This window comes from Myroides odoratimimus, from assembly GCF_038039805.1.
Taxonomy (GTDB): domain Bacteria; phylum Bacteroidota; class Bacteroidia; order Flavobacteriales; family Flavobacteriaceae; genus Flavobacterium; species Flavobacterium odoratimimum_B.
This window is the reverse complement of record NZ_JBBPHK010000021.1, coordinates 40,875-59,836: the sequence shown is the minus strand read 5'-3', so window position 1 is coordinate 59,836 and position 18,962 is coordinate 40,875. Positions and strand designations below refer to the sequence as shown.

At 30.8% G+C, this 18,962-nt stretch carries 14 protein-coding genes and 1 other RNA gene; 4 read left to right on the top strand and 11 right to left on the bottom strand.

Features of this window, described 5'->3' with window-relative positions; genetic code table 11:
- Window positions 1-642: 642 nt before the first annotated feature.
- From AABL85_RS14240 to ssrA, 3 genes are all read right to left on the bottom strand, one after another.
- Complete coding sequence (locus AABL85_RS14240; RefSeq protein ID WP_341310563.1) at window positions 643-2,013, bottom strand: site-specific integrase; 1,371 nt, start codon at window positions 2,011-2,013, stop codon at window positions 643-645.
- 161 nt (window positions 2,014-2,174) lie between these two features.
- The gene (locus AABL85_RS14235) at window positions 2,175-3,437 is read right to left on the bottom strand and encodes a tyrosine-type recombinase/integrase (RefSeq protein WP_341310562.1); all 1,263 of its coding nucleotides are present in this window, start codon (window positions 3,435-3,437) and stop codon (window positions 2,175-2,177) included.
- A 536-nt stretch (window positions 3,438-3,973) separates the two neighbouring features.
- Window positions 3,974-4,372: a transfer-messenger RNA gene (gene ssrA, locus AABL85_RS14230) on the bottom strand.
- A gap of 220 nt (window positions 4,373-4,592) precedes the next feature.
- Here ssrA and AABL85_RS14225 point away from each other — a divergent pair.
- On the top strand, window positions 4,593-5,801 hold the full coding sequence (locus AABL85_RS14225) for an NAD(P)-dependent oxidoreductase (RefSeq protein ID WP_341310561.1): 1,209 nt from the start codon (window positions 4,593-4,595) through the stop codon (window positions 5,799-5,801).
- A 348-nt stretch (window positions 5,802-6,149) separates the two neighbouring features.
- On the opposite strand, the gene AABL85_RS14220 is transcribed toward AABL85_RS14225, so the two are convergent.
- The 3 genes from AABL85_RS14220 to AABL85_RS14210 all read right to left on the bottom strand — a co-directional run bounded on the left by AABL85_RS14220 (window position 6,150) and on the right by AABL85_RS14210 (window position 9,830).
- Window positions 6,150-7,688 (bottom strand): serine hydrolase, encoded by a 1,539-nt coding sequence (locus AABL85_RS14220; RefSeq protein ID WP_341310560.1) that lies wholly within the window; start codon window positions 7,686-7,688, stop codon window positions 6,150-6,152.
- A 163-nt stretch (window positions 7,689-7,851) separates the two neighbouring features.
- Entirely contained in the window at window positions 7,852-8,700 is an 849-nt protein-coding gene (locus AABL85_RS14215) for an aldo/keto reductase (RefSeq protein ID WP_341310565.1), read from the bottom strand.
- Between the two features lie 329 nt (window positions 8,701-9,029).
- On the bottom strand, window positions 9,030-9,830 hold the full coding sequence (locus tag AABL85_RS14210; protein ID WP_341310559.1) for a helix-turn-helix domain-containing protein: 801 nt from the start codon (window positions 9,828-9,830) through the stop codon (window positions 9,030-9,032).
- A 134-nt stretch (window positions 9,831-9,964) separates the two neighbouring features.
- Here AABL85_RS14210 and AABL85_RS14205 point away from each other — a divergent pair, with 134 nt between their 5' ends.
- The 3 genes from AABL85_RS14205 to AABL85_RS14195 all read left to right on the top strand — a co-directional run bounded on the left by AABL85_RS14205 (window position 9,965) and on the right by AABL85_RS14195 (window position 11,051).
- Window positions 9,965-10,150 (top strand): hypothetical protein, encoded by a 186-nt coding sequence (locus AABL85_RS14205; RefSeq protein WP_341310558.1) that lies wholly within the window; start codon window positions 9,965-9,967, stop codon window positions 10,148-10,150.
- Window positions 10,151-10,171: 21 nt separating this feature from the next.
- Complete coding sequence (locus AABL85_RS14200; RefSeq protein ID WP_341310557.1) at window positions 10,172-10,441, top strand: hypothetical protein; 270 nt, start codon at window positions 10,172-10,174, stop codon at window positions 10,439-10,441.
- Between the two features lie 163 nt (window positions 10,442-10,604).
- Window positions 10,605-11,051 carry a transposase gene (locus AABL85_RS14195; RefSeq protein WP_425355299.1) on the top strand — a complete coding sequence of 149 codons (447 nt, stop codon included), beginning with the start codon at window positions 10,605-10,607 and terminating at the stop codon, window positions 11,049-11,051.
- A 461-nt stretch (window positions 11,052-11,512) separates the two neighbouring features.
- On the opposite strand, the gene AABL85_RS14190 is transcribed toward AABL85_RS14195, so the two are convergent.
- The 5 genes from AABL85_RS14190 to AABL85_RS14170 are packed head-to-tail and all read right to left on the bottom strand — an operon-like array spanning window position 11,513 to window position 18,671.
- Window positions 11,513-13,018, bottom strand: coding sequence for a hypothetical protein (locus AABL85_RS14190; protein WP_341310555.1), 1,506 nt, complete (start codon window positions 13,016-13,018; stop codon window positions 11,513-11,515).
- Window positions 13,019-13,039: 21 nt separating this feature from the next.
- Window positions 13,040-14,242, bottom strand: a complete 1,203-nt coding sequence (locus AABL85_RS14185; protein ID WP_341310554.1) for a DUF4929 family protein — start codon at window positions 14,240-14,242, stop codon at window positions 13,040-13,042.
- 15 nt (window positions 14,243-14,257) lie between these two features.
- Entirely contained in the window at window positions 14,258-15,643 is a 1,386-nt protein-coding gene (locus tag AABL85_RS14180; protein ID WP_341310553.1) for a RagB/SusD family nutrient uptake outer membrane protein, read from the bottom strand.
- 2 nt (window positions 15,644-15,645) lie between these two features.
- Window positions 15,646-17,460 (bottom strand): hypothetical protein, encoded by a 1,815-nt coding sequence (locus AABL85_RS14175; RefSeq protein WP_341310552.1) that lies wholly within the window; start codon window positions 17,458-17,460, stop codon window positions 15,646-15,648.
- Window positions 17,436-18,671, bottom strand: a complete 1,236-nt coding sequence (locus AABL85_RS14170) for a TonB-dependent receptor plug domain-containing protein (protein WP_341310551.1) — start codon at window positions 18,669-18,671, stop codon at window positions 17,436-17,438. The genes AABL85_RS14175 and AABL85_RS14170 overlap by 25 nt, the downstream gene beginning before the upstream one ends.
- Between the last annotated feature and the right edge of the window lie 291 nt (window positions 18,672-18,962).

Below are 18,962 nucleotides of genomic sequence, written 5' to 3'. Positions count from 1 at the left end.
GCTAGTGAATAAACTAAATTTATAAAAATCAAACTAAATCTAGTCTTAAAAAATATAAATCCGTTTTTCATAAAATCTCTTTTTAATAGCACTACAAAGTATGTGAATTTTACACAAAAAACATTAAGAATAATCGCATTTAATGAATTAAATATTTTATATACACATATTTTTCCTCATAAATATCTTAAAAAAATAGATTAAAAAAACATTATATATTTAATAGAATAAAACCTTAAAATAAAACCACATTGAAATAAGGAAAAAAACATAAAAGTGTAAATAATGTTAATTTTATTTTTTAACATATCTCTATCTACTTGTAACTACAAAATCAGATAATCCTAATAAATTGAAACATTATAGAATCAACTAAAAATGATTATATACAACATCTATTAACTAAAAGTAATCCATATCTAAAAAAACATGATGTATCTAGTATAGATAGATATAAAAATTATAATTCATAATAATGATGCAAACTTTATTAGAATATTAAATCACATATACTTTTTAATGAACTTTAATTATACTAATTCTACAAGAAACTTCGCTAAATAAATAGTGCGTAAAAGGGTGTTTTACTATTAAATAATAGTAAAACACCCTTTTTTTATTATAATTTTTTGTCTCTAATAATTATGCAGAGTTCGAGATCATTATTTTTAGATTACTAACAAGCTTTGTTACTTTCTTATACTTTGAAATATCATCATCTGAGATTGTAAGACTCTTAATCTTTTTTTCTAAGGCATTGATTTTATTAATCATTTTATCTTTGTTAATCTTAGCTATTTTTTTTGCTTTAGTTTTTTGTGTAGAGATTATACTTTCGAGCTTCTTCATTTCAATTCCTATAGCTTTCTGTTCTGTAATGGCATATTCTTCTGTTTGTTTAACTGAATAATGTCCTAATAGTTCTTTTACAATATGAATGGGCACACCATTGGCTAAAGTAACTGTACTAGCAAAAGTTCTTCTAGCCATATGAGTATTTAACTCATTACCAATACCGCATATACTTGCAATCTCCTTTAAATACTTATTCATCTTCTGATTACTTTTCTCTGGAAGTATTTTATTTTCAAAATCAACTGAGGTTTTATATTTATTTAGAATTTCAATAGCTTGAGGTAGTAAAGGAATACTTAAAACTGACTTTGTTTTTTGTCTATTAATTCTAATCCATAAAGAATTATCTAACTCTAGATGTATATCTCTATTTTTTAATTGATAAACATCTATATATGCTAAACCTGTATAACATTGAAATACAAATATATCTCGAACTTCCTCTAGTCTTTTTTTGGGTAATACAGCTTGTTTTAAAGTCTGAAGTTCTGCATTTGTAAGAGGTCGTTTATTTAGTTTTACTCTTCTTGGTTTATAATATTTAAAAGGATCTTTAGATATAATTCCTTTAGCTAATCCTCGAAATACAATCTTTTTAAAATTAGCGATATACTTAATTGCAGTATTACTATTACAGTTACGTACATTTTTTAAATACTGCTCATAACTGACTATAAAATTATAATCTAGCTCTTTAAAGTTTAAATCTGGTTTATTATATTCATTTAATATAAATTCCTTAATATGAGACATAGCTGTTACATAACGTTCATATGTTCCCATCGCATACTCTTTAGGTACTAGTTTAAACATTTCATCATTATGATTCTGAAACTCTTGAAGTACAGTAGCAATTCTAAGATCATATCCTCTAATAAAGTCAGTAAAAATCTTTGGAGTAAGTCTAACATCTGTACTTATTAGATCAGATCTGTAGTTAGTAATATTCAAGACTAAACTATCAAGAAAAAAATTAAGTGTTTTAGCTTCATCATTTTTCCCTGTAGCACGTCCCATACTCTGATCCCATAAACCAACACTACATTTTCTATTTAAAGATACCTCCTTTCTGACTCCATCTATTGTTATTCGAAGATATATAACTCTATAGTCATCATCTACTACATTTCTACGTGGTGCTTTTAAAAAAAAATTCATCGAAAGCCTTCCTCCCAACATATTTATAATATATTATTTGATTAAACATTTATACCTAATAACTTAAGATGATAAGCTATTAAGTAATTTGCTGGGAGACTATCACTTCTAAGGTGAATTGTTCGCAAAATAAGAAATATTATATAAAAAATTTAAAAGGCTTAATCAAAATATTCTGACAACTGAATTGCTATATCCGTAGAGCCTTTACCTATATAGGTTAAAAACATTGATTCAGAACCGTGACCTGTCATATTCATTAAAAACACTGTTGGAATACTTCCATAATTATTGGTAGCAAAAGAACGTCTACCAATATGAGAGCTAACTAATTCCCATTTATAAAAGATACCCTTTTGATTTCGCCAAGAGCCATCTTTTTGTTTTACTTTTGATTTCCCTTCTAAGCGCGTATTAATACCTGCTTCTTTACAAACCTGTTTTATTAATAAATTATAAGATGGCGCACTTAAACTTTTAGGAAATTCTCCTACTCTTCTATCTAGTATATCTATTACTTTTGAGCTTAGTGGTATTGTCATTAGCTTACCTGTCTTTTGTTGAATAAACTCTAGTAAAGGCTTAGTGTCGCCTTTCCTATTTTTCTGATATCGAATCATTGATTTATCAAAACGCATAAAATCAGAAATACGCTGTCCTGTGTAATAAGATATAAGTAACCAGTCTTTTGCTCTCTCTAATTTTCTATTGCTAAACTCTAATTCTTCTATCCATTCTATTTCATGTTTTTCTAAATAAATACTTTTTACACGCTCTCTTTTTGTTCTAACTAATTCCAATGTTCCACTAACTGGAATATCAAAAATCCTAGCATGATTGCATATAGTTTTTATAAACACCAGGTTTCTTGCTATTGTATTTTGAGCATATCCTTGCTCTTTACAATATTCAACAAATTTGAGCGAAAACTTAATATCAATATCTTTTACGTTTAGAACCTCTCCAGTGGATTTCTCAAAACGAATAAGTAAATTTTTAATTGACCTTGCCTTGCTTAGTGTCGCAGTTGTTACATCGCTTCCCTTATCATAGACATATTGATCAAACCAACACTTTAATTCTTCACTAGTCGTTCGTTCTTGTATAACTTCAGTTTTTGGAGTATAATATTTTTCAACAATAGATTCAAGCCACTGTCTTGTATACAATTCAACCTTAGTGGCTTCTTCTAAAACAAGTTTCTTTAATTCTCTAAGCTTCATTGATACTTCCTTTTTTATTTCTTTATAGATAGGATGACTAACGTTTCTTGCAATATGATATTTAACCCAATACGTTTTATCCACTTTAACTCTAGAATCGGCCTCGACAAAAAAGGTTTCATTTTCTACCTTATATAAGAATCTTATTTTTAAAAAACATTCTTCATAATTACGCCTATATATAAATCTAATATTTACCATTATCTTAATAATATAAATCGTTAAACACCAACCATAATCTTAATGATGAAATAGCTTTAATTCATCAAACTCTCATTGAGATAATAACACCTGAAAATGTTTAGGAAATAGTTACTTAATAGAATTAGAGCAACTATAAAATTTGAAGTAGTCCAAATTAACCTCTTATAGTAATAAGTTTTAGCAAGACTGTAGTAAAAGGTTACACTTGGCTATACTATAAGATAATAGGATTAAACCATAAAAGGCTCATTGACTGTAATCAACTTAAGAGATAGATACAAAGCAAACATAGCTAATTAAACAGCAGCAAATTAAAGCAAAACGATTTTTAAGGAATATTCAAGACATTTTGTCTTCTGTTGAATTAACGTAAAAGTTGATTTAAGTTAAATAATATGTTATTTTTAGTACTAAAACGCCAACAAATTCCTCTTAATGACAAAAAATCATCTTTTTAACAAATTAAATAAATTAATTTTTTGCACAAAAAAAAGCCTTAATAATTTGATAATCAAATTATTAAGGCTCTATAGTTGTGGAGTCGCCGAGAATCGAACTCGGGTCCAAACAAGCAATCAGGAAGCTTTCTACACGCTTAGTTTTTTATTAGATTTTCGACCGTTGGCTTGGCAAAAAACAGCCACCAAAAGCTTAGTTCCTAAGATTTCGAAATGCTAGCGAAACAATAGACATCTCTAGGTTTACTTTACGGTTCCCCTTAACAAAGCGCCATAAACCAAGGCTCTTTAGGAGAATTCAGCTCTTCCACCTGGTGGAAACTAAAGGCAATCTTACTATAATTCAGATTAAGCAGCTAAAGCGTAGTTATTTTCGCCGTTTAAAAAGTTCGTTAGATGATATTTACGAGCAATCTAACAACGCTCGACGTGCTTACTAACTAATTCCACTCGCTGTCAATACCGATCGACCCCAATAATTGCCTTAGTTAGCAATGAAGTGCAAAATTACAATTTATTTTTAAAAAATCAAACAAATACTATTTCTTCCTCTTAGAATATTCACATACTGTATTTTATTCGTGAATACCTATTAAAAACTGTATATAATTCTAAAATTATGATTCAAAATAGTTGTGTGAGTCCGAAATAATTCTATATTTGAAAAACCAACCAAAAAACAAACAAACAAATTATGAAATTAGGAATTATTAAGGAGCGTAAATCGCCTCCTGATAGGAGAGTTGTGCTTTGTCCTAAGCAAGTAAAAAAAGCTTTAGATAAATATAACGAGCTGTCTATTAAGATAGAGCATTCAGATATTAGAGTTTTTAAAGATGAAAACTATGCTTCTGAAGGATTAGTACTATCAAGTGATATGACAGACTGTGATGTTCTCCTTGGAGTAAAAGAAATTCCTGTTGATTACCTTATACCAAATAAAACTTATGTCTTTTTTTCGCACACAATAAAAAAACAAGAACATAATCGCAAGCTGTTACAAGCTTGTTTAGACAAGAACATTACATTAATGGATCACGAGACATTTGTAGACGGAAAAAACACTAGAATTATTGGCTTTGGTAGATATGCAGGTATAGTAGGTGCATACAATACGCTAAGAGGCTTTGGGTTAAAGTATGAATTATTCGAATTAGCCAAGGCAGAGACATTGCTTCACAAAGAAGATTTGATCTATCGATTAAAAAAACAGTACTTCCCTCCTATTAAGATAGTTGTAACTGGAACTGGAAAGGTAGCACATGGTATTATGGAGATACTAGACGGGATGAAAATGAAGAAGGTTTCTAAAGATCACTTCTTAACCCAAAAATATGATAGACCTGTATATACACAGATAGGTGTTGAAGACTATTACAAAAGAATAGATGGGACAGAAGGAAACAAACAAGATTTTTATGACCACCCAGAACTATACACTAGTGATTTTGAAAGATATACTCGTGTAGCAGATATCCTGATGACTGGGCACTTCTTTAAAAAAGGAGCTCCTGTTATCTTGACAAAAGAGATGCTAAATTCTCCTTTTAATCAAATTAAAGTAATTGGAGATATCTCATGTGATGTAGATCATGGTCCCATAGCTTCTACATTAAAAGCATCTACTATAGCTGAGCCCTTCTATGGATATCATCCAGGAAAAGGTACAGAAGTAGAATTTGACCATCCTGCTGCAATAACAGTAATGGCTATTGATAATTTGCCATGTGAATTACCAAAAGACGCTAGTGAAGGATTTGGTGAAGTATTTGTAGAACAAGTATTACCTGCCTTCTTTAATGGAGATAAAGATAAAATACTAGCAAGAGCTACTATTACTAAAGGTGGTAAACTAACAGATAGATTCAATTACCTACAAGACTTTGTAGATGGTAAAGAATAAAAGAAGAGGATGCTAAGGCATCCTCTTTTTATTTAAATATAACTTGTCTGTAAAATTCCATTTTACATTAATATTTTAAGTGTAATGTATTTCCATTATACTCCAAAATATAGTACCATATAAAATAATAAATACTAACAATACTACTAGACCAAATAATAGTATAGATTATCTTACTCCTTAACAAGGCTCAGCTAAAAGTTGGAAAGCTATAAAAAGTAAAGTAACAAAACTTTCCTTGCCGCTTATAAAAGTTTTTGGGAAGGGGATTTTATTTGCATTGGTACTACCTTATTTTTGGTACCTACTTTTGATATCTCATTTATGACTAAAAGCAATACAATTACTTTACTTAATCAGACTTTCAATCTCTCTAATACTATTTTTAGCATTATCATTAGTATCATCTAGCTCTAGCGATTTCTGGTAACTCAATAAAGACTTTTTATAATCCTTCATGAGAAAGTAAGCTTCTCCTAAGCTATCGTATAAATTATCGTTATTAGTATCATACTGAATCGCTAATTCAAATACTTTTATTACCTTATCAATCTCTTTTCTATTCAGAAAGTTATATCCCAAATTATTTAAATAGAATGACCCTGAGAGATAATGTTCTTTATCTGCTTCTAACGTTCTGTACTTCTCTAAAGCTACAGTAAAGTTATTTTTAAACTCTTTTTCTAGCAGGGACACTAGGTTTATCTTAGGATAAGTAATTAATGCTGTTTCTATTTTATTATATAATTCTAACCAATCATCTTGCGCAGCATCCGAAGTATTATTCATCATTATTATCATTCCATAACGTGAATCTGGACAAACAAGAATACCACTTTGTACCCCTATTGACGTTCCTGTCTTTCCATAATACGCACCTTCCTTCAGACCGTATCCCACATCCCAGAAATACCCTTTATCATCGCCGTCTTCTTCTTCTTTAAATAATAATCGAGAGGCTTCCTTTATAAAAGGTTGATTGCTTTCTAACTGAAACTTCATAAACTTAGTTAAGTCAGGTAAACTACTTATCATACCATACGATCCACCTAATAGAGGATTTCTTAGTAAAGGAGCTATTTCCCCTTTTTCGTTATAACTTATGGCTAATTGTTTCTTATACCTATCATACTCATTTAAAGAAGTCTGCTTCAAGTTAAGCTCATCTAGTAACTCCTGTAATAGCTCTTTATAAGGCTTGTGATATACCTGCTCTAAAATATAAGTAACTAATTCTGGACCTATTGAGTTATAGTCGTAGAATGTACCTGGTTTCTTATCTAATTTGACCGTTTTTAATTCTTCCAATAGATCAGACATTGTATAACTAAATGGTCTATTTTCATAATATCCCTCTCTCGTCTTCTTATATATTTTATCTAACTCTTTAGGAGCTTTATCTTGAAGTCCCAAAGTATGTGTTACTAAATTCTGAATGGTAATAGGAGTTCCTTCAAACTGTAAATTTGGATAATCTCCTTTTAAATAAATTCTAATATCATCATTTAGTGTAATCTTTTGCTCTAAGACAGCTTTAGCTACTAAAGAACCTGCAAAAACTTTAGAGATAGAAGCAATCTCATAAAGTGTACTGTCACTAGGTCGTTGTTTTGATTTCTTATCTAATTCTCCATAATACTGTTGATAAACTTCTCCATCTCTATAAATAGAAATCGCTAATGAGTTGATATGGCCTTTCTTAAGAGTACTCTCCGCATATTGATCTATGATCAGACATAGTTCTTTAAAAGATTTATCTACTCCCTTTTCTTGTAATATTTGTTGAATATTATAGGGATTCCCTTTCCTGTCTTTATATACATCGTATGCCATTCCTGAAGAAGAAATAAACAAAAACGATAATGGTATTAGTAATTTATAGTTCATATTAAGAAGGATTAGGTACTTATATTCTAAAGTACTATAATACGATTTATTTTTTATTAACTAATAAATAATCACTCCTTTCCCCTTCATATAGAACGAACAAAGCCTATAAACACACTCTGTGCTTATAGGCTTTGTTTAAAATACTTGATTCGTTTTGATATTAAACTACATAGTCAGGCCATTCATTAGGCACTTCACCACTGAATCCCATTTTAGGTAAATTATTGATTTGAACCATATCTTGATCACTTAGTTCAAAATCAAAAATATTCATATTATCAATAATTCTTTCTAGCGTGTTAGACTTCGGTATTGCTATTGTATTATGTTGTAAACACCATCTTAAACATACCTGAGAGATTGACTTATTATGTTTCTTTGCAATACTGATTAATACCTCATTGTTAAACACTTTACCTCTAGCTAGTGGTGACCAGGCTTCTATGACAATATTTTTCTTTTCGCAATATGCTTTTAATTCTGGCTGCCAATACCCTGGATGAAATTCTAACTGATTAATAGAAGGGATAACTTTAGCCGTTTCTAATAAAGCCTCTAAGTGCTCTTCCCAAAAGTTACTTACTCCTATTGATTTTATTTTACCTACAGCTTGTAATTCTTCCATAGCACGCCAAGTATCAGCATTCACTTTTTTCCAATTATCACCGAAGTTTTTATAATTAGCTGGCCAGTGAATTAAATAAAGATCGATATAATCAAGACCTAGTTTTTCTAACGAAATATCAAGTGCCTTTTTTGTCTCTTCATATCCCATATTTTCTCTCCATACTTTTGTAGTCACAAAGATGTCTTCTCTAGAAACACCACTCTCTTTTATACCTTGTCCTACTTCTTCTTCATTCTGATATATAGCAGCTGTATCTAGTAAGCGATACCCTTTACTTAAAGCATTTTTTACTGCTAAAACCCCTTCTGTTTTAGTTGCTTTGTAAGTTCCAAATCCGATTGACGGAATTAGATTTCCATCATTAAGTTTTATTTTATTCATCATGTTTTCTTTTAAATAAACTATTCCAAGTGAACTCTCCTAAAGGTAATATAAAAAGTCTTTTTTTTAAACAGAAATTAACTTTCAAAAGTAAGATAGGTATATCTTTATAGGTCAGTTATAAGGCGCCATTCTTATAAATGACGCTGTGAATATTCACTATAAATTACTTCAATTTATATCTCTAAGTAGCTTTAAAAATTGGAATTATATGAAGGTAAAGAACTATATTCTTAACCAATTATAAAATGGATATTAAACAGAATTTAATGGATTATTAAAAGATACCATATCTAATACTAAAATGAATACAAATCTTTTTAATGTATTTATTTCAGTGATTTAAACAGAGGAAAGTTAATCAACTGTTCATCAGAGGATTTTATAAATTCTTTTGGACTAATCCCTGTAAATTCTTTAAACTCCCTTATATAATGAGATTGATCATAATAATCACTCTGATAAGAAAGTGTCGTTAAGTTCTTAAACCCACTCTCCCTTAACAAATCAAGGCTAGACTGAAATCGTATAATTCTTGAAAACAACTTAGGAGACATCCCTATATGTTGTTTTACAAGTCGTTCTAATGTTCTCTCAGAAGTATTTATTTCATCTTGTATTTCTTTTAATGATCTCCCCTTTTGTAATAATAGAGAGATATAATCTACCTTTTTATTCTCAAACCTATTATACTGAATCTGCTCCAGTAGAAAGGAAGATAATAAACCTATCTTCTGCTCAACAGTATCCGTGTGTACTAGTTGTTCTAAAAGCGTATTAGGGACAATGTCTTCTAAGGCTATATTCTTATTACTAAACTCAATAGCATCAAATTTAAATAATGCTTTTAAAGCTGTAGGTTCTAGATATGCTCCGATTATCCTGAAACTCCCCTCTACACTCTGATCTGTAAACTGACTAAACTGTCCATAGACATAGAGCTGTGGAGCTACTTGATGATATTGATCTAAAAATAAATTAGGCCTATCTTGATAGATTAAGGTAGGTATACCATCAGGAAGTATCTTAAAAGTTTGTTTTTCTGCCTTATCATTTGAGTTCTCTAATACCCAAAAATAACGGACATAATCTCGTAAGGGCAATATTGGGAGGATCTCTCGATAATGCATAACTAAATCTTATTATTACATCAAAGATACTATATTTTTAGACCTTTAATTTCTTCTTTTTATTATACTACAACTATTAATGTAATAGAAAAAGAAATATTATTCTAAATTGCTTGGCTTAAATTGACAAGAATATGATAACGATACAACCTTATGATCCTAAATACTTTGATGAACTAACTTCTTATGAATTAGACGAGCAACAAGCTACGTTTGCTCTTGTGCCAAAGTATATGCTGACTAATCCTGATATTATGGAGAATACAATGCGTACTCAATATTGTATCTTATCTGATGATACCCCAGTAGGCCTATTTTAATTAGATCTTTCTGATGATCGTTTGATTTATACAGATAATAAAGATTCTATTTTACTACGCGCATTATCTATAATACCTAATCAACAAGGCAAAGGAATAGCTAAAGTTACTATGCTTCTATTACCTGACTTAGTAAGAGAATATTATCCTACTGTAAATGAAATAGTCTTTGGGGTTAACTATGAGAACGCTCTCGCTTATAATCTATACTTAAAAACGGGTTATGAAGATTCAGGTAAAACATATCAAGGGATGAAAGGCTCTCAACACTGTATGACTAAAAGTTTATAGTCTTTTAAAAACTTTACAATTATAGTAGGACGAGACAAGACAGGTGTTCTTCCTAAGAGATGAAAGAATTATTACAAGACTAATAAACAAAAAACACAACCTGTACAGTAATAAAAGGATTAATAAAAATCTGTACAGTATTAAGTAGGATTATTAACTATAGCTGTACAGTTATAGTAGGACGAGACAAACTACTAATGGATGCTTACAAGCCTTGAAAATGGTATTAAAGAACAGGATTTATACAGAGAAACTTATTCATCATTCAGATCGAGGATGTCAATACTGCAGCAGTGTTTATACTAAATTACTGATAGAAAACAACATATCTATTAGTACAACACAAAGTGGTGAACCAAGAGATAATGCCATAGCAGAGCGAGTAAATGGTATAATTAAAGGTGAATTTGATTTAAACTATTCAAGTTTAGGTTATCAGAAAACGATTGATAAAATTAAGAATAGTATAGAAGCTTATAACCAAATTAGACCTCATGATAGTTGTGATAGGTTAACTCCAAATCAAGCTCATCTAAAGACAGGTGTTCTTGCTAAGAGATGGAAGAATTATTACAAGACTAATAAACAAAAAAAACAACCTGTACAGTAATAAAAGGATTAATAAAAATCTGTACAGTATTAAGTAGGATTATTAACTATAGCTGTACAGTTATAGTAGGACGAGACAGCTTTAGTTTTGAATGAGTCCGTAGTGAGTCCGTTATGAGTCTGTACTTACTCCGTTAGAATAGCATATTTAACGGAGTAAGTACAGACTTAATCTAGAAAGAATAAGAACCTATTTGCAATTAAATCCAATCAGAAGTACATAAGCTATAGGATAACAAAAAAAGAGCTAACTTGTTTAATTAACAAGCTAGCCCTTATCTCTTTATTGAATATACAACTCACATTACGCATTAGCCAAATACTACAAAGCAATTCTACTTCATAGTTCTTTCATTAGCTCTAAAGCCATACTATAGTATGCTTTTATCACTAATTCAGACCTATTTTGTATAATTACTTTTCGTTTATATGTCTATTGCATAATCTGGGTTTAAAAGTAAATTATTTGGCAGGTGTAATATATTTTACTGTTATTTTATTACTTCCTATCGCATAGTATTTGTTTAATTGACCTTCGTATTTTTTATTAACCCAAAGTTCTTCGATATCATCATAGTTATATACATCAGATAGTACAATTTTTCCATAATCGTCATCTAAACTATCTAAACGGCTATAATCTAACACTTTCTTCCCTTCGTGCTCTATTAACTCCACATTACAACCAGAAATATCTGTAATCGTTAATAGCTTAGAACAGAATCTTAAGTCTAAAGTTAACTTTCCTTCTAGTGATGGAGCTGGTATTACTAGAATAGTCTCTAAGTTAGTCTGTACAGTAAGGTCAAGTTCTTTTAATCCTTTTATTCTATTCGCTTGGAAACCTGTTAATGAATTATCGGCAAGGCCTAGTTTTCCTTGAATATCTAAATAATCAACAGACATTCTATTTAAGCTCTTACTACCTGATAAATTAATATCCTGTATAACAACATCTTCAGAATTTAAATTAATTCGCACCAGTTTAGGAGCATTTAGATTTACATTTTTAAACTTGTGATCTTGAATTTCTAATAATTCTAAACGGCTAGCATTCATTGTTAAGTCACCTTCCATTCCTAATACATTAGCATATAGTTCTTTTGGTTGTGTCTTACTAACGATATCAAATAAATTCTCTTTGATAGCATAACAACGATTTACGTTTAATGTACCTACTAAACTCCCATTTAAATCAATAGACTTAAGGTCATTATTATTAAATAAATCTAGCATTCTCAATTCTTTAGCCCCCTTGATAGAGATAGTTTTAATACTTTGATTATTATATCTACCCATAGACAAGTCTTCTAAACTAGCTGGTACTTCTAGTACTACATCCTCTGCTAGAGTATGGTAGTTTATTTCTAATACTCTTAGAGAAGTAAAGTACTTTAATGTATTCAAATCTTCATTTTTAAGCGCATACTTAGTTCCGTTATAACCCATCTCATCGTGGTTCATATATAAAATCTCGATTTTTTCTAAATCAGATTTTTTAAATATATTCCCACTTACGGCTTTAGGTGCTTTCTCCCCTAAAACAGCAGTAATCGCTTTAGCAAAATTATCTGATAATTCTATCTCCGTTTTTGCTTTTACAGTGATAGATAAGTTAGTAGATATTTTATAGTTACTATCTGCTATAGCAGCTAATACCGCATTCCCTTCTTTTACTCCAGTTATCGTATTATCACTATCTATAGTTACAATATCTTTTCCTTCTACTACCTGAAGTTTAGCTGCTTGTACAAGAGCTCCTTTACTATCAATAATTCTAAAAGGAATTACCTCACCTTCTGTTAACTCTATCTTTCCATCTGCAAAAGCATTTCCATTTTGATCTACTATTTGTAGTGTTTCTAGTTCTTTTACTGAATTGTCATCGCTAGAACAAGAAGCTAATACAACTGTTGATGTTAGTAAGATAGTAGCGACTTCACGAGAGTAGTGTGTCATTGTCTTCATTTAATTTTAGTGTTATAGTTATTATTTAATTAATTTGTATTCTACGTTAACTTTGATAAATCCAGAAGCTTGATAATGGTCTATGATAAACTGAAATGCCAGCTTGTCATCCGTTAATTTAGTTTCTGTTTTATACCAAGTATTATTATTATATTGATCATCTTTTTCTAGAATAGATCCTGAGTTTAGATATTGAACAGGATTTACAGAACCACCTTGTTCAAAGTTTTCTATCGCTATAGGGTTAGCTTCTTTTAATAGTTTTTGAAGTCTGTCCCAAGCTGTGTATTCATATTGAAAAGGAATAATAATGATTGGATTATCATAGGTATCTTTTCCTTTCCCAATAACTTTAACTTCTTTAGTTTTTAAGTCTATCTCTATATCATCTAAAGACATCGAAAAGCTCTCATCAGAAGAGGAACTCAAATTTATTAGTTCCATGATAGCCATAGGAGCTGGCTGTTGTGTCCAGAATTCTTTATCATTAACAGTAAGCTCTCTAAATAGATAATGACAGTATGACTCTATTCCCATAGCATTACTTACCATTTTAAGAATAGGTCTGTCAGCAGTAGCCTTCTCACTTAAAGTAATAAAAGTCTTTCCGTTCACAGGTATTTTTACAGGAGAATTGATAGGAGTCAAATACTCATTCCCTTTAAAATCAATTAACCCTGTTACCTCTAGTTCTCCTATCATAGTATATAGATCAAGGCCGTGCTTCTTATATCCTTCTATTAATTCTTTCTGTGCTGGTGTTAAATCAAGAAGCTCTGCTATCGGTGTTATTACTATTTCAAGTGATTTCTCTAGTTTGATTTGACTATCGTTTTTAGCTATTTCAAGTTTTACATAAGCATTGTTTTTAAGTGCTCTTCTCGTTTTACTGCTAATGGCTAGGACAGCCTTTTTTTGTCCAGGCTCTAGTACTATTTTAGGATTGTCTATTTCGGCAATTACCTGTCCATTCACGACATTACTAGATAACTTGAACTCTAGCTCTACTTTCTCTTTCATAGAACTAACTAAGAGTACATTTACATCAATCTTATCCGTAGAATTATCTTGTAAACTCAGAGTACTCACAGGCATTAAAACAATCTTATTCTCTCCTGTAAATTGACTTTTAGAATTGTCGTCACTAGAACAAGATATAATAGACATTGAGGCAAGGAGTACACTTGCACTTACAATCATTTTTTTAAAAAAGTTACTTTTCATATGTTTTAGTATTAATTATTTAATTGTTTCCCATCTTTCATTCTGAACAGCGTTGGGATTATATCTTAGTTCGCTATCTGGTATAGGCCAAGTCCATCTATAATCTGTATTGGCTACAGTAGATAGTCGATTATTAGAGTCAGGGAGGTATCTTATACTCTCTACATTCCATCTTTTTAGATCAAATAGATTGATCTTTTCTCCAATAAACTCTTTTTGCTTCTCGCTCTGCATAATCAGGTATAAAGAACTTCTAGACTGTCCTTGTTCTATAAGAGGGCAATTAACAGCAGTCAAAAATGTATTTAAATATTGAGTAGCTTCACTTAACTTACCTTGTTCTATTAAACTCTCTATTAAAATGAAATAAGATTCCGTATTACGAGATAAGACGATATTCCTTTGGCTAAAGTCTTTATACTCTGTTTTATACTTTCCTAAAAGGCTTCTGTTTTCCATTTTACCTTCATTATTTAAGGCTAACATTTCAAAAATGTATTGAGATTTATTAGCTCGTATATCTCCTTTAGTAAAAGCCACTAAATGATTGATATATAAATAATCTCCTTTAGTAAGATCATAGCTTAAGTAATCATTGGGATTTTTTTGATTAGTGCGTATCCAGAATACATTTGTTTTATTTTGACTAAAATCAGTATTCCATATACTTCCATAACTAGTTTCTGTATTAGGTAATTCTGGAAACTCTTCAGTCAATGCTCTTGCTGTTTTCTCTGCTAGCTCAAACTCTTTTGTAAAGAGATAAACTTGTGCTTCTAGATTCTTTGCTGCAGCATTTGTCATCAAATAATTATACTGTTGCGTGTGTTTTTTCATCAGATCAACTCCTTGATCAAGTAAACTTTTAATTAGAGTGATAGATTCCTGTTGTGTTAATCGCTTATTATTCTCTACAACTAGATTATCTTTTACTATAATTCCCAATGCTGATGGATCATATCGCTTGCTATAGAGTTGTAATAAATCGAAATAGATATAGGCTTTTAGCACCATAGCATTTCCTTTGATATAATCCCACTCTTCTGTTTTGTTGACTATATACTGTTCGGTAGCTAATAATGCATTAATGTGTACTAAAGCCTTGTAATAAGAGCTCCACACATGTCCTGAGTTATTTCTTATCTCTTGAGCTTGCCAACTGTAAAGCAACTTCGTATCAGGCTTCATGTTAATTAAGTAAGAAGGCTGTAGATCGTTAGAAAGTATTGTAAACTCTTCACCAGATACGGGTAAACTTAGATAAGCCTGCGAAAGAACATTATAAGCTTTAGATATACTATTGATTACTCCATCCCCTGATATCTCTTCTTGATTTTTTTCCTCTAGACTACATGCTGTAAATGCAGTAATAGATAATATAAATACGAATAATCTTTTCATAATTAGAATGTTGCGTTTAATGAAAAAGTAACAATAGGTTGTATAAAGTCATTTAAAGATCCTCGGTCTTTTTCAAATCTATAGGTATAGATATTATCTGCTTGAACATTAAGTTGAAGTGATTTAAAATATCTATTGATAAAAGGATTCTTAGTGAAATTATAACTTAGCTGTACATAGTTAAGCTTGATATAATCTGTTTTATAGATCGTCTTAGAAGTAGCTTGGGCTAGATAATTATGTATATAGCTAGGACCTGCTTGTATCGGATATATTTTATTCTCATCTCCAATTTCAAACCACATATTATCTAATTGTCCTTTTAAAGCATTCTTATCAGAACTTACTTCATCCCTTACAAAAGAATCTGAGTATTTAGCTTTTCCTCCTAACTGATAATTTATATTCACGGATAAAGACCAATTCTTATAAGAGATATAATTATTAAAGAATCCATTATATGGGGCTATTGTATACCCTAGTCTACTCACATGATTAGCACTAAGATCATTAGTTGTATCTATAACATTGCCATCTTGATCTATATACTCAGGTAACCCTGTTATAGAGTGAATCCCATTACTCACTAGACCATATAAAACGCCTAAAGGTTTGCCAACTTCATATTCTGGAAGTATAGATGTCTCATTAGTATAAATACGATCTGTACCATATAGTTTACGCACCTTATTAGCATTATAAGATATCGATGCAGAGGTATTCCATCTAAAATCATCAATAGCTAAAATATCTCCTGACAGTATAAACTCTACTCCTTTATTTTCAAGTTCTCCTATATTCTTAGTATAGGTAGAGAATCCATTACTTGTAGCAATTGGCAAGGCTAGTATAGCCTCTTTAGTCAAATTGTTGTATATGTTTACTAATAAATTAAATCGATTGACTACACCGAAATCAACTGAAACATTGGTAGTATAAGTTTGTTGAGGCTGTAGGTCCTTATTAGGTAATCCACCTAACTCTAGTACTCTATAATCTCCATTAAACGTATTAGAAAGCATATAAGTAGTCGTCACATCTCGTGGTGCAATACCTGCTAGACTAGCTGTATATCCTATAGATCCTTTAAGTTTTAGGCTTGTCAATATATCTTGTGCTTTAAAGAAATCATATTGACTAGGAGTCCACCCTGCCCCTATTGCCCATGCATTATTCCATCTTTTATTACTTGGTAATAGAGAAGCTCCATCTCGTTTAAAACTAGCATAGGCATCATAAGTACCTTGATAGGTATAGCCAACAGCTGCACCGAACCCTAATTGAGTTGTTCTATGTTTATTCCCAAATACCTCTGGTTTATAGCTATTGTTCAAAGCTGTATTAATCCCTGACAAACTGCTTAAATCATCAGCAATACCATGTCCCGATCCTGATAAAGATTTTATATCTGTCAAATAGTAATCTGCATTAATACCCAAGAACAAATCGTGATCTCCAAATTGTTTCTGATAATTAGCACGGATATTGGCGGAGTAATCAAAGTTTTTAGAGTCAATTTCTTTGATATATCCTTTCTCATTTTCGTTCTTTGTTTTTTGGCTATAGGCAGTACTATAGATTCGATCATAAGTTTCTTCTAGGCTATAATCTGCACCAATAACTCCAGACAATTGAAAATCAGGTAATACGTCCCAATACATCACAAGAGAAGAGCTAAAGCGTTTACTTGTCTTTTTTTGTTTAAATTGGTTAATCAAGTCACTATAAGATCTATCTGAATAGCTTGTTAATTTTTTCGTATCTTTAGTTTCATAAGGGTTTAAATTAAAAGCTAAAGATGTAGGGTCATTATCCATTCCATTCCATTCTCTGTATTAGATGTGGATACTCCAAAACTGTTGTTAAGTGATAGTTGAAATGTAGGTGTGATAGTATAATCAAGGTTAGCTCTAGCTGTCAAATGGTTGATATCATTACCTGGTATTCTCCCCCCTTGCTTACTATAATTAAGAGAGTAGAAATAAGTATTCTTAGCCGTTCCTCCACGTACACTAAGGTTGTGAGATTGAAAGTGGTTAGGTTTTATTAATTCTTTAAACCAGTCGGTATTATACTGTCTCAAAGAGTCTAGTTTCATTTGACCTTCGATTAGCTTCTGTTCTAGAAGAGCAGGATTATTAAGATATAATCTTCTAATATTTCGTTCAGAATAGTCATATCCTGGCCTTCCATTAGCCCCTATTCTCTCTTCAAAAGCTAACTTCTCATTCGTATCCATCATCTCTACTGGTCTTGCCCCTCTAAGGGTAATCCCCTGCTTCATAGCGTAACTAAATACAGGCTTTCCATCAAACCCTCTTTTAGAAGTCAATTCTATTACACCATTAGCTGCTTTAATCCCGTATAATGCTGTAGCTGGAGCATCTTTTAAAACCTTGATAGATGAGAAATCACTAGGATTTAAAGTCAAGAAATTTTCTGTAGAAATAACAATACCATCCATCACAAAAAGGGGTTCGTTAGCACTGCCTTTATAGCTAAAAGATGAATTACCTCTCAATCTGATTTCAGGCTTTTTTCCTAGTTCACCACTGTAATTCACTGTTAATCCAGGTACTTGCCCTTGTAATAACTTAGCCATATCAAGTTCTGAACGCTCTGATAACTTGTTCATATCAATTGTCACAACAGATCCAGTTAGATTTCGGACATCTATATCATTGATATTAGTCGACTTGCGAATGATTACTTCGTCTAATTGCTTATAAGTTGGAAGGAGATAGATAATCTGATTTCCCTTTTTAAGACTTACTTCTAAGCTTTCATATCCCTCTTGACTAATTAATACCGTTGAATCGTTTAATTCCTCGATTTTAAATTCTCCTTTCGAGTTTGTAAAATAAACTTTACCTGATGTTATTACTGTGATAATCGCAGTATCGATTCCTTTTCTTGTCTCTAAGTTTAGGACCTTACCTGTATAAACAGGATTTTGTGCAAAAAGATGATTGGCACAAAATAAACTAATCACTAAGATTGTGATAGTTTGTTTTATTGAAAATGACATACGTAACTATTAAGAACTATTCTAAATTGAATCGCAAATTTAGTTACTTTTCAAAATAAACAAAGGTTTATATTGCCTTATTTAGACTAGATATAATTAATTATTCAGAATTTGCGAATTTGAAACAATAGAAAGCGTTACAAATAATTAGGTTTATTTTAAGAGTATCTAACTGTTCTATAACAACTTAAAAAGACTGTTTGTCTAAATAATTATACTATAAAATTGAGATTTAAGAGTAGTCAAAAAAAATGACTCAATATGTCTATCAAGAGTAATTTATAGTCGTTT